Source organism: Herpetosiphon llansteffanensis (assembly GCF_003205875.1).
Taxonomy (GTDB): domain Bacteria; phylum Chloroflexota; class Chloroflexia; order Chloroflexales; family Herpetosiphonaceae; genus Herpetosiphon; species Herpetosiphon llansteffanensis.
Window position 1 is genome coordinate 110,336 of the sequence record NZ_PUBZ01000076.1, and the last position, 13,225, is coordinate 123,560.

The 13,225-nt window shown below is 50.6% G+C and carries 11 protein-coding genes and 1 pseudogene; 8 read left to right on the forward strand and 4 right to left on the reverse strand.

The window, feature by feature from the left end; translation table 11 throughout:
- The gene (locus C5S61_RS05055; protein WP_164689238.1) at positions 1-552 is read right to left on the reverse strand and encodes a DnaJ family domain-containing protein; all 552 of its coding nucleotides are present in this window, start codon (positions 550-552) and stop codon (positions 1-3) included.
- A 183-nt stretch (positions 553-735) separates the two neighbouring features.
- Between C5S61_RS05055 and C5S61_RS05060 the strand changes: the two genes are divergently transcribed.
- From C5S61_RS05060 to C5S61_RS05070, 3 genes are all read left to right on the forward strand, one after another.
- Positions 736-1,131, forward strand: a complete 396-nt coding sequence (locus C5S61_RS05060) for an acyl-CoA thioesterase (RefSeq protein WP_110513998.1) — start codon at positions 736-738, stop codon at positions 1,129-1,131.
- Positions 1,132-1,220: 89 nt separating this feature from the next.
- Positions 1,221-2,474: a M48 family metallopeptidase gene (locus C5S61_RS05065; RefSeq protein WP_110513999.1), complete on the forward strand. Its 1,254-nt coding sequence runs from the start codon at positions 1,221-1,223 to the stop codon at positions 2,472-2,474.
- Between the two features lie 69 nt (positions 2,475-2,543).
- The gene (locus C5S61_RS05070) at positions 2,544-4,496 is read left to right on the forward strand and encodes a hypothetical protein (RefSeq protein WP_110514000.1); all 1,953 of its coding nucleotides are present in this window, start codon (positions 2,544-2,546) and stop codon (positions 4,494-4,496) included.
- 2 nt (positions 4,497-4,498) lie between these two features.
- Here the strand turns inward: C5S61_RS05070 and C5S61_RS05075 are convergent, their stop codons facing one another.
- Both C5S61_RS05075 and C5S61_RS05080 read right to left on the reverse strand, forming a co-directional pair.
- Entirely contained in the window at positions 4,499-5,293 is a 795-nt protein-coding gene (locus C5S61_RS05075) for an E3 ubiquitin ligase family protein (protein WP_164689239.1), read from the reverse strand.
- Positions 5,294-5,421: 128 nt separating this feature from the next.
- Positions 5,422-6,552 (reverse strand): peptidoglycan DD-metalloendopeptidase family protein, encoded by a 1,131-nt coding sequence (locus tag C5S61_RS05080; RefSeq protein ID WP_164689240.1) that lies wholly within the window; start codon positions 6,550-6,552, stop codon positions 5,422-5,424.
- A 462-nt stretch (positions 6,553-7,014) separates the two neighbouring features.
- Here C5S61_RS05080 and C5S61_RS05085 point away from each other — a divergent pair, with 462 nt between their 5' ends.
- The 5 genes from C5S61_RS05085 to C5S61_RS05105 all read left to right on the forward strand — a co-directional run bounded on the left by C5S61_RS05085 (position 7,015) and on the right by C5S61_RS05105 (position 13,014).
- Entirely contained in the window at positions 7,015-9,555 is a 2,541-nt protein-coding gene (locus C5S61_RS05085; RefSeq protein WP_205701365.1) for a 5'-nucleotidase C-terminal domain-containing protein, read from the forward strand.
- Between the two features lie 78 nt (positions 9,556-9,633).
- Complete coding sequence (locus C5S61_RS05090; protein WP_164689241.1) at positions 9,634-10,707, forward strand: TolB family protein; 1,074 nt, start codon at positions 9,634-9,636, stop codon at positions 10,705-10,707.
- 164 nt (positions 10,708-10,871) lie between these two features.
- The gene (locus C5S61_RS05095; protein WP_110514005.1) at positions 10,872-11,225 is read left to right on the forward strand and encodes a TraR/DksA family transcriptional regulator; all 354 of its coding nucleotides are present in this window, start codon (positions 10,872-10,874) and stop codon (positions 11,223-11,225) included.
- Between the two features lie 23 nt (positions 11,226-11,248).
- Entirely contained in the window at positions 11,249-12,220 is a 972-nt protein-coding gene (locus C5S61_RS05100; RefSeq protein WP_110514006.1) for an RluA family pseudouridine synthase, read from the forward strand.
- Positions 12,217-13,014, forward strand: coding sequence for an ECF transporter S component (locus C5S61_RS05105; RefSeq protein ID WP_110514007.1), 798 nt, complete (start codon positions 12,217-12,219; stop codon positions 13,012-13,014). Before C5S61_RS05100 ends, C5S61_RS05105 begins: the two co-directional genes overlap by 4 nt.
- 98 nt (positions 13,015-13,112) lie before the next feature.
- Here the strand turns inward: C5S61_RS05105 and C5S61_RS27670 are convergent.
- Positions 13,113-13,225: pseudogene (locus C5S61_RS27670) on the reverse strand (IS982 family transposase); the annotation flags it as partial.

Here is a 13,225-nt window from a genome sequence, read left to right on the forward strand (position 1 = left end):
TTACAAGGCGCTTTCTAAGGCCCGCAACTCACGTTCATAGACAACGAGGCCAACCCGTAGCGTATCATTTGGCACCATAGCATTGAGCTGATGAATGATCGTATTCAGATCACGCACCCAAATATGCAACTCTTGGCGCAGCCGTTCTTGCTCATTGAAGCTGGTTGTTGCCCATGTTTCACGATTATTGCGCAACCAAATCTGGTAGCGATTCATGTGGTTATTATAATCGTGTTGGGCAGCGCCCCATGGCGAGCCTGCTTGATGGCCTTTCATCACCCGAAAGGCCATGCGCATCTCTGTGGGAATGTACATATCGTCGTTTAAATCGATTGGCTGGCCTTCGCCGGGCAAATTATTGAACATGCCATCTTGCATGGCCGCTTGGATGCGCTGTTCGGCAATTGAGCCAGCGCGTTGAGCGGTGAGCGATGGGCCACGTTTAGGTTTTTCTTCTTCGCTTGGCGTTTCTGGTGTTGGTGTTGCTGGTTTGACTTTGCCTACAGTCCGGCTTTGCTCACGGAATCGGTCAAGAAATGGATTGTCGCTCATGCTAAAACCCCCTTGTGACGCTGCTCGCCAGTTCAATTGCCCCATGCGCTTGGACTCGCCACAGCTATGTGCAGAATATCACAAAGATTTGCGAAATACAAGGTTATCAACAACCCCAATATTTTGAGAAATTTGTTACAATAGGCCAAATTTTATGCCGATTTGGATGGTTGGAGCATAGCGATGGCATTTGAATATCCACTTGAAGTACGTTTTCGCGATTTGGATGGGCTTGGGCATGTCAATAATGCTGTCTATTTGACCTATTTTGAAACGCTGCGGTTACAGTTTGCGATTGAATTATTGGGTGCTGTAAACTTGGCTGATGTGCCATTTATTTTGGGCGAGGCCACGGTGCGCTACCTCAAACCAGTCTTTTTTGGTGACCAATTACAAGGCAGCGTAGAAGTTTCGCGGATTGGCAACAAAAGCTTTACCATGCTCTACACACTCAAGCGCGGCAACGAGATTGTGACCCAAGGCGCGACCGAATTAATTTGGTTTGATTTCAAAAGCCAGCGCTCGGTGCCAATTCCCGCTGCGTTTCGCCAGCAGGTTGCCGACTATCAACGTGCTTAAATCTCGGTCGTGAGCACGATCTTGGTTTGTTGTAGCTAGGCTAGACTGGCCCTAACCCAACGATTATTTTTGATTGATGAGAGAGTGTTATGCAGCAACAAACCTGTCCCCAGTGCCAGCGTCAGCTTGCACTCAATGCTGCCTATGTGCCATGGTGTGAATGTGGCTGGAATATCAAGCCGCATGCACTGCCCGAAAGCTATGGCATGTTCGAGCAAATGTATACCAATGTGAGCAAGCGTTTGGGCAAGCAAATGTTGCATCAAATGCGCTCGCTGAATGATTTAAAGCCCCGCTGGACGGCCAGTAAAGTGATTGTTGGGCTGATGGCCTGTAGCATTCATGGGTTTACTCTGCTGATTCTTGGTTTAGGCTTGCTGCTACTGATCGATGGTTGGCCGAATCCGTTTGCCGTGGTTTTTGGCGTTGTATTATTGGGGATGGTCTGGATTTTGCGGCCAACTTGGGGCAAGTTGCCTAAAGATGGCTTGATTTTAACCCCCAAAGAAGCGCCAAACCTCTTTGAACTGCTTAACCGCATGACGACTAGCCTTGGAGCCAAGCCAATTGAAGTCGTGGTGATTGACGAAGATTTTAATGCGTTCTTCGGGCGTTTGGGTTGGCGGCGCACTCACGTCTTGGGTTTAGGTTTGCCCTTATGGCTGGCCATGAGCAATCAAGAACGGATTGCCTTGATTGCCCATGAAATTGGCCATAGCATTAATAACGATAGCAATCGATCATTATTAATTTCTTCAGCAATTCATGCTTTAGCAACTTGGATCGAAACGATCTATCCGCCGCGTTTGGTAATACCTGAATTGGGCTTGAAGGGATTTTTGCTCGCGCCATTCAATCTCTTGCTGCGAGGGTTTTGTCTGATTCTGCTGTGGTGGCTGAAGCTGATGGTGCTATTGGCTGGGCGTGAGCGCCAACGTGCTGAGTATTTGGCCGATTATAAAGCCGCCGAATTGGCTGGCAGCAGTGCAGCGATTGATCTTTTGGATCGGCTGCATTTGGATGATTCATGTCATTTGGCGATTCAGCGAGCCGTGCTTAGCCCAGCCAAACCGCATATTTTGCAGAGCATGGCCGAGCATGTGGCGACGATTCCAGCGCATGAACGTGAGCGCTTGCGGCGAGTAGCACGCTTGGAAGGCTCATTGCTTGACGCTTCGCATCCACCAACCGCCCATCGAATTGAATTTTTGAGCACGATTGCGCCGCGCCAAGCCTTGATTCAGGCCGAGCCAACCGCCATGTCCTCAATTACCAATGAATTATTGGGCTACGAAGCCCAAGTTATGCAGCGTTTACGCCGCCAATGGATTCGGAACAGCTGAATTGCTTGAATTGCTACGCATATGCTACGATGGACTAGAACTGGTTTAGGTGACAAGGATTGGCCAATCGTGCAGCGTAGAATTATTCAAATCAGCAGTTTTCTGGCTATTTTAGCCCTTTGTTTAGCAATAACCTTGGTTTGGGTGCTACAGCGCAGCCCAGCCCAGATAGCAATTGGCGGCAAAACCGATTCGCCATGGCTGGTTGAAGGCTTTCAAACCAAAGAACGTTCAGAGTTGGGAGCCTATCGCTGGACAAACGGCGAAGGCATCATTGGCTCGCCAGCCACGCATACGAGCTATATGCTTGGTTTGACGCTGGTTTCGCCAGTAACCACAACGTTGGTGCAACTCAACGCTGCTGGCCATGAAGTGCTGAATTTACCAGTTAGCAATGCTCCGCGCTATTATCAGATTTTTTGGCAACCAGATGCCTCGTTGAATTGGCTGCGTTGGGCGAGCGATCAGCAACTGAGCCTCAGCAGCGAGCTACAAATTCTCGCAGGCAGCGATCAACGAGCCTTAGGCGTGGTTTTGCAAAATCTTAGTTGGTCGCCAGCTGGCCGTATCTCGCTCTTGCCATTTGCCTGGATTACGGCCTTGGTGGTGAGTTTGACCGCCTTGATCAGGCCGCAACAGCGCAAAGCATGGCTGTGGTTGGCAGCAGCAGCGGTTGGCGCGAGCTTGCTATTCGGCGGCTTGACGTGGTTGGCCAATGATCAAGCGGTGTGGTGGCCAATTCGCTTTGCGCCAAGTTTGCTGATTTTGCCGTTGGCGGCGTTGGCGTTGTTGCGTTGGCCTTGGCAAGGTTGGCGGCAAGCGCTGCCAGTGCTTGGTTTAATTGGGATGGCGGCAATCGTCATGCTGCTTTCGCGCAGTTGGTGGCTGGTGCAAGGGCCTGATTTTGGCTGGCACTCCAATCATGGTAGCTCAGCTGCCTCAGTTTTTCGTGCGCATCCCTTTTATCCGCTCGGCTTTCCGTTGATTTTATGGCTTGGCCTGTTGTGGGATGGCGATCAATTAGCGATTGGCCAGACGGCGGGCTTTATCAGCATCATTATTACGTTGCTGCTAACAGGATTAATTGCCTATCGAATTTTGGCTTTGCGTGGCGCGCTGCTGGCCTTAGGATTGGCCTTGGCAACCCCATTATTGCTAGCGTTTGGAGTGGTTGCAAGCAGCGATAGCGTGCAATTGCCAGCCTATTTGGCAGCCTTGCTGGTTTTAATTTGGCAGCCAGAGCTAAGCAAACGCAGGGTTGCGGTCGCTGGCTTGCTTTTGGGCGTGGCCTACTTATTCCGTTTTCAATCGATTGTGATGATGGTGTTGGTGTTGCCTTGGTTGTGGTTGCAGGCGTTGCCCGCGCCAGCGCGTTGGCCGCAGCGTTTGAGCCGTTTGTTTGCGCCTGCATTGCTGGTGGCGGGATTTGTGCTTGGCTCTGCGCCGCAGTGGGTGCTCGATATTCGCGATACTGGGCGACCCTTCTTTTCGCAACAATATGAAAATATCTGGCAAGCCGCCTACAATCGGGTTGATCCGGTGGTGGCTGCTGATAGCCCCGAGGCGATTGCAACCACAGCCAGCGAAACCGGCCTCTACGACATTGTGGCCTTTGATCCGTATGGCTTATTTGGTCATTGGCAAGCGAATTTAAGCCAATTTTTCAGCTTCACCTTGCACACCATTTTTATCTGGCCCTTTGGTTTATTGATGCTTTTGGGGCTTGGTTTGGCATTGCTGAAACGAGCTGATACCCGCTTGGGCTTGTTGGCATGGCTGAGCTTGTGCTACATTCCGATTATTGCCCTGACCTGGAACAAAGATCGCTTTTATTTGCCGATTGTACCGTTGTTATTGGTATTGGGGGCGTATTGGTTGGAATGGTTGCGCGGGCAATCGTGGCGCTGGCCGCATGGCAGTCGTTGGCTGGCTGAGGCAGTTCAAGCCGTCTGTTTGGCATGGGCTTTGAGCCACCTCAGCGCAATCGATCCCATTTTACGGGTTTATGGCAGCTTAAAGTAACGCTATGAAACGATGCCCATAATGGTGAAGATGATGCCAGCGACGGCTGTGCCAGCAGCGCCATAATATAAGTTGCGTGACCATCCGGCGGCACTTTTGGCAAGCTCGCGTTCAGTCTCGCGGCTGATAATCATGCGCTTGAGCTTCTTATCGCGGTACGCGATTGTTGGTTCACCCTCATCATCAACCACGCAGCCAAGAATATATGCTCGTCCATCATCGGTAAAAAGCTCTTCTTGAGCACGATAGCCAGTGGTGCGGCGAGCACCTTTGTTTGCGGCTGGGGCAGCAAATTCAAAATCACCAAATTGCAGAATCGAGGCTTTATCTGGTGAAGGCATCAAAATATTTTGACCAGCTTCATAATCAATTTCAGCATCTGTTGGGTCAACCCAAGCCTTGCCAAGATTATCGTTGATCCAGAAATAGGCGCATTCTTCCTCGGTTTTGATCGTTTCGCTGCCGGTTTGGGTGCGGGTTTGTTTACGACCTTCGCTATCAGTATCGTGGACAACCTCACTATATTCGCGGGTTAATGTAAAGCGATAGGCAATACAGGTTTTGCCAGAAATCGGGGCGACCAATGGATTATCGCAACTGACGTGTCCTTCAATTTCGCAGGGTTCGGCAAGCGCTTCAGCACCGAGCGTTGCAACAACCTTTTTATGCAGGTCGTGCAACATTGTGGTGGTGTAAGTGTCGGTGGCATTCAGATCTGCCAGTTTGTTGGATTGACTGCGGGCGAAGAAGAAGCAGATGGCAGCAGCGATCAGCAAGATGATCCCAAAGAACAACATATCAGCGATCCTCCCAAAGGCTAGTAACCTGAGTATAAAGGTCATGCATTGGCTGTGCAATGACACTCAGATAGCACTTTTGGGGGATCGCTGATTGAGACCACTTGAATTGGGATTAACCGTTTGGTTTAGTTAATCTGTACGGTTTGCAGCGTCGTCCATTCGCTGAAATTATGGGCGTTATCTTCGCTGCGAATGCGGAAGTAGTAGCGGCCTGGTTCGCGCAAGCCAACATCAACTTGTTGTTCGGCGACAAACCATTCGCCCGTGCCTTGCGGATCGGTACCGAAGTAGAGTTGGTAGCCGCGCAGGCCCGAATCTGCATCGCTGGCAGCTTGCCAATTGATCACCAAACTGCTTTGACTGCCGTTGAGCGTCAGACTCTCGGTAACGGTGGTAGTTGGCAGGCTTGGCGCGGTTGGATCAAACCAAATTTCGCGCTGGAAGCTGGCAGTATTGCCAGCTGCATCCCACGCCGTAACATTGGCGATATGTTGACCTGCGATCAGATCAAGGTAGCCTGTTTCGGCGGCGAATTGGGGCTTGTCGCTGGCGGCTGGGGCATCCCAGTTTTGGCTAAAGCCTTGGATGCTTTGATTATCGCTCAAGTTCCAATCGAGCCGCCCGCTATTGACCCATGTACGTTCAGCTGGGCCAGACCATTCCAAGCTTGGAGCGATCGTATCGGCCTCGCCATTGGCGGTTAATAAGCTCCCAGCATGTTGATTACAGCCACCGTTATCCGGGAAGTTATAGCCTTCAGCAAAGGCCAAAGCGACCGGTTGGCGATTGTAGGCGTATGGGCCATCGCCACGGAATAAGGTAAAGTGCAAATGGGGAACGGTAGGTGAGGGATTGGTAGCACCTGCATTGCCAATATACTGACCGCGTTTGACCGAAGTGCCAGTTGGGGCTTCGATCCACGATGACAAATGGGAGTACATCGTGTAGTAGCCATCGCCGTGTGAGAGAATCAGCGAGCCAGAGCGGCCTGTCCAGAAAAAGATAGTGCCATCTGCGGCTGCATAGATGGGTGCTCCGTAGGTATCGCCTTCGGTATTGACCAAATCGAACGAGAGCCGACCCCAACTATCGTGTGTTCCGCAGTTATACCCTTGAATAACTTCCCATGTTTGACCAGGTGGTGTTGGTAGATATAACGTTGGCTTGCCTTCGGCCTGTGCCGATTGGGCGAACCCCAGTAACACCGCGACCCCGATAAACCCAAACATAACCGAGCGCAGTGTCCGCTTCACCATGGAACCTCCAGAAAACAGGCTCAACATGGAGCCACCATCGAGACAAGGATGCAATACACAATGCATGGTGTATCGGCGAGGGAGAATACCAAGGCTTGTACATCTCGTCAACATAATTCGTGGCCAGAAAGATTAAAAAATAGCTACGATTAGGCCTAGTTCATAGCCTTTTTTTCTCATAATTGATTTTGAAACCGCTCCTAGAGCATATGGCGTTTCTCATCAAATATTTAGTTTTTATTAGCCAAGATAACCCAAATTTAACCCCTAATTAAAGATTTCTAATAGTTGCTCTGGTATTAAGATCGAGTACAATAGATTGAGTCACATCAGCCAAAACTCTAAATTTAGATCATTGTCGCTCCACGAAAGGGGGAACGATGGCAAAGGTGCTAAACCTCTGTCATCCCATGGCCTATGACGAAACGAAAACTGCTTGTCCTTGTTGCTCTCTGCGCCATCTTGAGTGCGCTTGTTCCGCTTAGCTCAACCTTGACCAGTGCCGCGCCGGTTGCAGTCGTCGACATTCAACTCTTGAATGTTTCCGACTGGCACGGGCAACTCGACCCAAGTGGTACGCCAGCGGCTGGGGGAGCTTCCACGATTGCAACCTATTGGAATGCTGATCGCGCTGCAAACCCCAACACCATTACCTTGACCGCTGGTGATGATTTTGGGGCTACGCCGCCTCTTTCGGGGATGTTTGACGAAGTGCCAGCAGTGTTGGCCCAACGCATGATGGGTATTCAGGTGAATACCTTTGGCAACCACAACTTTGACCGCGGCGTTGGCCACTTGCAACAGATGATCGAATTGGCTGGCTCGCCAACCGCACCATTAACGCCTGGCTCAAGCTACAACAATGGGATTCCGTTCCAATATGTAGCTGCCAACTTGATCAACACCACTGGCGTGTTGACCGGCGTAGCACCCTACAAAATTTTCGAATTCCAAGGTGTGCAAGTTGCGGTTATTGGCTTGGTAAACGAAGAAGCTCCAAGCCTGGTCAAACCAGGCAACTTTGGGCCAATTCAAATTACCGATTCGATTAATGCAGCAATGACTGCTAAGGCTCAAGCTGAGGCAGCAGGCGCTGATGTGTTTGTGGTCATCACCCACAAAGGGATTACCGCCCCAAATCAAGGCCCATTGATCGATTTTGCCAACGGCGTGACTGGCTTCGACTTGATCTTAGGCGATCACACCGACTTAAACTTCCAAAATACGATCAATGGCGCGTTGGTTACCGAAAATAAGAGCAAAGGTTTGCAGTATCTGAAGGTTAATTTGACCTACGATACCACCACCGAAACGGTAACGAATAAGAGCGCTACCTTTGTAACACCAACTGCGAATGTGCCCAAAGTTGCGGCCATCGAAGCCATGTTGACCCCTTACCGCACTCTATTGGCGCAACAATTTGATACGCCAATTGGTTTGAGCCATGGTTTCTACACCCGTGGTAACAACGTTGAACGGGTTGCCGAAGTGCCATTGGGCAATTTGGTCACCGATGCAATGCGCGAGAAATACGGCACGCAAATCGCCTTTACCAATGGCGGTGGCTTGCGCGATACCTTGCCATCATCGTATACCCCAATGAACCGCAACTTGCGCCGCGCCAGTGTTGGCTACCCAACTGGCCCAAGCTACGATTTGGTGTTGGGCGATATTTACGCCGTGCTGCCATTTGGCAATACCGTCGTAACCCGCACCGTCACTGGTGGCCAATTGTGGCAAGTGATGGAATTTGGTTTGGGTGCTTTGCCTGGCGCAAATGGTCGCTTCCCTCAAGTTTCGGGTTTCAAAGTAACCTTTGATTCATCAAAAGCGATTGGCCAGCAAGTGCAATCGATTACCTTGAATGATGGCACGCAGGTGCTTTCAAACACAACCTCGATCTACACCTTGGCAACCAACGACTTTACCAACGCTGGTGGCGACGGCTATACCATGCTTAACGATGGTAAAGGCACGACCTTAGCGGTTATGGCCGATGTGGTGTTGGAATACATCGATGAGCATCAGCCAATTATGCCAACGATCGAAGATCGCTTGCTTGACGTAACTCAAATCGACGATATTCCCGATTCGGTTATTGTCGAAAATGGCAGCACTGGGCCGATTAGTTTCCAAATCGTCGACCCACGCTTCGTCACTAGCCCCAATACGACGACGGTCACATTGGCTGCAACCTCATCGAACGTAACCTTGGTGCCAAATGCCAATATTTCAATTACTGGCACGGGCACGACGCGGAACATCACCGTTACGCCTGCTGCTGGCCGTTATGGCACTGCAACGATTCAAGTGCGGGTTACGGGCCAAGGCTCAGCCAGCGATACCTTTGTGGTTGTGGTTAACGACAAGCCAAACGCTACCGGCAACGTAACCAGCGTAACCACCGACGAAGATACCCCAGTCACGGTTCAGGTTGGGGCAATCGACAACGATACCGCAGCTAGCGATATTACGATTACTGCCGTTTCTGCCAACCAAGATTTGGTTGCTGATGGCGATATTGTGGTGACTGCTGGCACGAATGCCTACACCCGTACCTTCACGATTGCGCCAGCCTTGAATGCCTCAGGCAACACCAGCCTGACCTTCACGATTGGCGATGGCTTGAGCGCAGTGACTCGCACTGTGCAATTGACGGTCAACGCGGTCAATGATGCTCCTGAGCTTTCAAGCTTCGTTGATGAAACGATTACCATCAATTCAACGCTTGGCCCAATTTTGTTTACCTTGACTGATGTTGATGATAGCGTCAATAACCTGACGGTTAGCGCTGAATCATCAAACACAGCTTTGGTGCCAAATGCCAATATCACGCTTGAGGGCACTGGTGCTGAACGGACGTTGACCTTGACTCCCGCCGTTGGCCAAACTGGTACAACCACCATCACCGTAACGGTGAGCGATGGCGACGATAGCTTCGAGCAAACCTTTGTCGTGACGGTCGTCAACAATAAGCTCTATCTGCCAGTCGTCGGCAAATAAAGCTTTTGGCAAAACGCGTTACAATACCGCTGAGTGGTTAACACTCAGCGGTATTGTTTTAATCTAATGGCAAAATCTATGAAGAAACAGCTTTTAAGCATTGGCTTGGTCATCAGTTTGGTTGGTTGTGGAGCGGCCTCGAACAACGTCACACCAGCGCCGCAAGCGCCAGCTGGCATCAATCCGGCGGATCTCGCAGGCTATTGTATTGATACTGAGCCTATCAACAAGCCAGTTATTGTTGGCCTCGAAGGCAATATTTGGACGCTCAATCGCGATGGCAGCGATATGAGCCAACTGACGAATGTCAAAGAGCGCACGTTAATTCGCGATGCCGCTTGGTCGCATGATCGCAAAACGTTGGCCTATGCTTTAATGTTGCCGCCGATTGATTTGGCGATTCCTTGGTTGCAATCAAGCATTATTTGCGGCCTTGATGTGGCAACTGGCAAGGGTCGGCTCTTGGCCTATGGCCAATTAGGCGATTCGTTGAGCGAACCAAGCTGGGCTGGCGATGATCAATCGCTGTATTTGACCCGCCGCCGTACCTTGATTAATGAGAAAAATGATTTCCTTGGCGAAGAAGCAGCAGTTGTGCAGTATGGATTGGGTAGCAACCAAGCAACAGTTATCGTTGATGGCAGCACCACGCCTGCAGTCTCGCCCGATGGCAAGCAGCTTGTGTATGTGCAACCAAATGTTGAGATTGGCTTCCCCTCGTTGATGATTGCAGCTATTGATGGTAGCAATGCTCAGCCGTTGGGCCAGCCTGATCCACCGTTTAAATCGATCATTGCCCCGCGTTGGTCGCCCGATGGGAGCATGGTTGTGGTGACGGTCAATGGCGGGCCGGGCGCGATTGGCGGCGGCGCAGAGCCAGAATTGGCGTGGTGGGAACGCTTGTTGGGCGTAGAAGTGGCGAGCGCCCACGGCGAGCCAGTTTCCTTGTGGCAGATTACGGTTAGTGATGGGGTTATGAAGCCACTAGCCCAAAATATTGATGATGGTCGTATCAGCTGGAATCCCGATGGCAAGCAATTTCTATATATCCATGGCTACGATGGCTTGATGGAATATACCTTAGCAACTGGCGAGGAACGGGCTTTAACCCCGATGCAGGTGTATTGGTTTGTTGAATGGGGTAGCCACTAAATCTAGCTAGCTAAATATCGGGTACAATAGCGCTCAATTAATCCACATAAATCCCAAAAGCATTAGATCTCTGCATGATTTGGCAAAAATGCAGGTTCATGGCTAGAGTCTTGCCCATGGGCGTGCTATAATCCTGGCTTAAAAATTTGTGTGGGAGTTACCCAATGACTTTATCAAAAACCCAGTTAGGCTATTTCAAAGAGCGCTTGCACGATATACATACCCATTTGAACGAAGAAATCAAGCGTTTGGAAGAAGCGACCGACGAATTGAATCAAGATGCCGAGTTTGGGGTCAGTAACCATATTGCCGATGATGCCTCGGATATTTTCGAGCGCGAAAAGAATTTTGCCTTGATTGAAGATCGGCAGCGCTTGATTGGCGAAGTCGAAGCAGCGCTTGAGCGGATTGAGCATGGCACCTATGGCATTTGTCTCAAAACTGGCAAGCCGATTCCGATTGAACGCCTAGAGGTCTTGCCCTATGCAGCACTTTCAATCGAGGCTGCTAATAGTTAACCAGCACAGGAGAGGCTAGAGCGATGGAGCAAACGGATAACTTAACGACCATTCAGGTGAACGAAGCAGAAGCAGGCCAGCGCCTCGATCGGCTTGTTTCTGCTAGCATGCCTGATTTATCGCGGACGTATGTGCAACAATTAATCACCGATTTGCATATTCGGGTCAATGGGCGCGGTGCAAAGGCCAGTTTGCCAGTGCAAATTGGAGATCAGATTGAAATTTATTTGCCCTTAGCCAAACCAACCGATATTGTGGCCGAAGATTTGCCACTCGATGTTGTGTATGAAGATGACGATGTGTTGCTGGTCAACAAGGCTGCGGGCATGGTGGTACACCCTGCGCCAGGCCATACCAATGGTACCTTGGTCAATGCATTGCTCTATCGTTACCCGCATTTGACGACCAGCGGCGATTTGCGGCCTGGGATTGTACATCGACTTGATAAAGATACCTCAGGCTTGTTGGTGATCGCCAAGCATGACCAAGCGCGGATGGTGCTGACCGAGCAGCAAATGGCGCGGCGCATGCATAAAAAATATTTGGCTTTGGTTGAAGGCCATTGGCGTGAGCCAAGCGGCACAATCGATGCACCAATTGGTCGCAATCCTAATAATCGTTTGCGCATGATGGTCACGCCTGAAGGCCGCTATGCGGTGACCCATTATCAAGTGCTCGAGGTGCTTGGGCCATATTCGTTGGTGCGCGCCACCTTGGAAACAGGCAGGACGCATCAAATTCGGGTGCATTTTTCCTATCGCAATCGGCCAATTTTGAACGATGCCTTGTATGGCCATCGCAAGCCCAAAGAAACTTTTGGCATCGAACGCCACTTCTTGCATGCCTATCATTTGGGCTTTCGCTTGCCGAGCAATGGCGAATGGCGCTCGTGGGAAGCGCCCTTACCAGCAGAATTAGAGAAAATTCTGACGACCTTGCGCACCCGCTACGAAACAATCGTTTATCCTGATCCATTGATCGAAACTGTTTCATGAGCCGAGCCACGCCGTTTGCAAGCCGCATTTTAGTTGGGGTAACCAGTCTGGTTGGGCTGGTTGCCTTTTTTTATCCATTTTTTTTGAGCGAAGTTGCTGCTGGCGATAACCATGCCGCCGATGCGCCAATCATTATGCTGGTGTTGGGGCCGTTGCTGCTAGGCATTATTTTGAGCGATATTAATAGCCATGCCATGAATTCGCGGGTGGTGGCAGCCTTAGGTATGTTGGTGGCGATTAATGCGGTATTGCGCTTGCCTGCTGGCCCTGGCGATAGCCCAAGCTTTTTCTTTTTGGTGATTTTGGCGGGCTATGTCTATGGTGGGCGCTTTGGCTTTTTGCTGGGCAGCCTCAGTTTAGCGGTTTCGGCCTTGTTAGTGGCTGGGATTGGCCCGTGGATGCCGTTTCAGATGTTGGCGATGGGCTGGCTGGGCCTGACGACCAGTGGATTGCGACCGCTTAAACGTTGGTTGAAGATTGCTGATGGTAGTTGGTGGGAAGTAGCCTTGTTGGCGGGGTTTGGCTGGCTTTGGGGCTTGCTGTTTGGCGCATTGATGAATCTGACGTTTTGGCCATTTAGCACTGGCGAAAGCGCAATTTCGTGGCAACCAGGCTTGGGGCTTGGGCCAACTTTGGAGCGCTATTGGGCTTTTTATCTGCTGACTTCGTTGGGCTGGGATGCTGCGCGCGCTTTGTTCAATCTGTTGTTAATTGTGGCTTTTGGTAAGCCGATTTTGGCCGTCTTGCGGCGTTTTCAGTTGCGGCTGAATTGGCAAGAACCGAGAAAAGGATGAATTATGAATTATGAGGGATGAAGGCAAAATAGAACATAGAGCAAAGGATGAAGGATGAATTATGAGGGATGAATGTCAAAAGGCACGCCTGATGTGAGTTAGGCATCGTTGATAACCGTAAAGGTGAGGACATCGATCCCAAATCGCGCCCGCAATACGGCTTTGACGACGAGATGCGTCACCTTGCTCGCAATGCGGGTCGCCAATCCTT

What these genes read in the sequence shown, in the direction of transcription:
- C5S61_RS05090 (WP_164689241.1), top strand. Translation starts at nt 9,634, where the DNA reads ATGAAGAAACAGCTTTTAAGCATTGGCTTGGTCATCAGTTTGGTTGGT.
- C5S61_RS05075 (WP_164689239.1), bottom strand. Translation starts at nt 5,293, where the DNA reads ATGTTGTTCTTTGGGATCATCTTGCTGATCGCTGCTGCCATCTGCTTC.
- C5S61_RS05060 (WP_110513998.1), top strand. Translation starts at nt 736, where the DNA reads ATGGCATTTGAATATCCACTTGAAGTACGTTTTCGCGATTTGGATGGG.
- C5S61_RS05100 (WP_110514006.1), top strand. Translation starts at nt 11,249, where the DNA reads ATGGAGCAAACGGATAACTTAACGACCATTCAGGTGAACGAAGCAGAA.
- C5S61_RS05055 (WP_164689238.1), bottom strand. Translation starts at nt 552, where the DNA reads ATGAGCGACAATCCATTTCTTGACCGATTCCGTGAGCAAAGCCGGACT.
- C5S61_RS05095 (WP_110514005.1), top strand. Translation starts at nt 10,872, where the DNA reads ATGACTTTATCAAAAACCCAGTTAGGCTATTTCAAAGAGCGCTTGCAC.
- C5S61_RS05105 (WP_110514007.1), top strand. Translation starts at nt 12,217, where the DNA reads ATGAGCCGAGCCACGCCGTTTGCAAGCCGCATTTTAGTTGGGGTAACC.
- C5S61_RS05065 (WP_110513999.1), top strand. Translation starts at nt 1,221, where the DNA reads ATGCAGCAACAAACCTGTCCCCAGTGCCAGCGTCAGCTTGCACTCAAT.
- C5S61_RS05080 (WP_164689240.1), bottom strand. Translation starts at nt 6,552, where the DNA reads ATGGTGAAGCGGACACTGCGCTCGGTTATGTTTGGGTTTATCGGGGTC.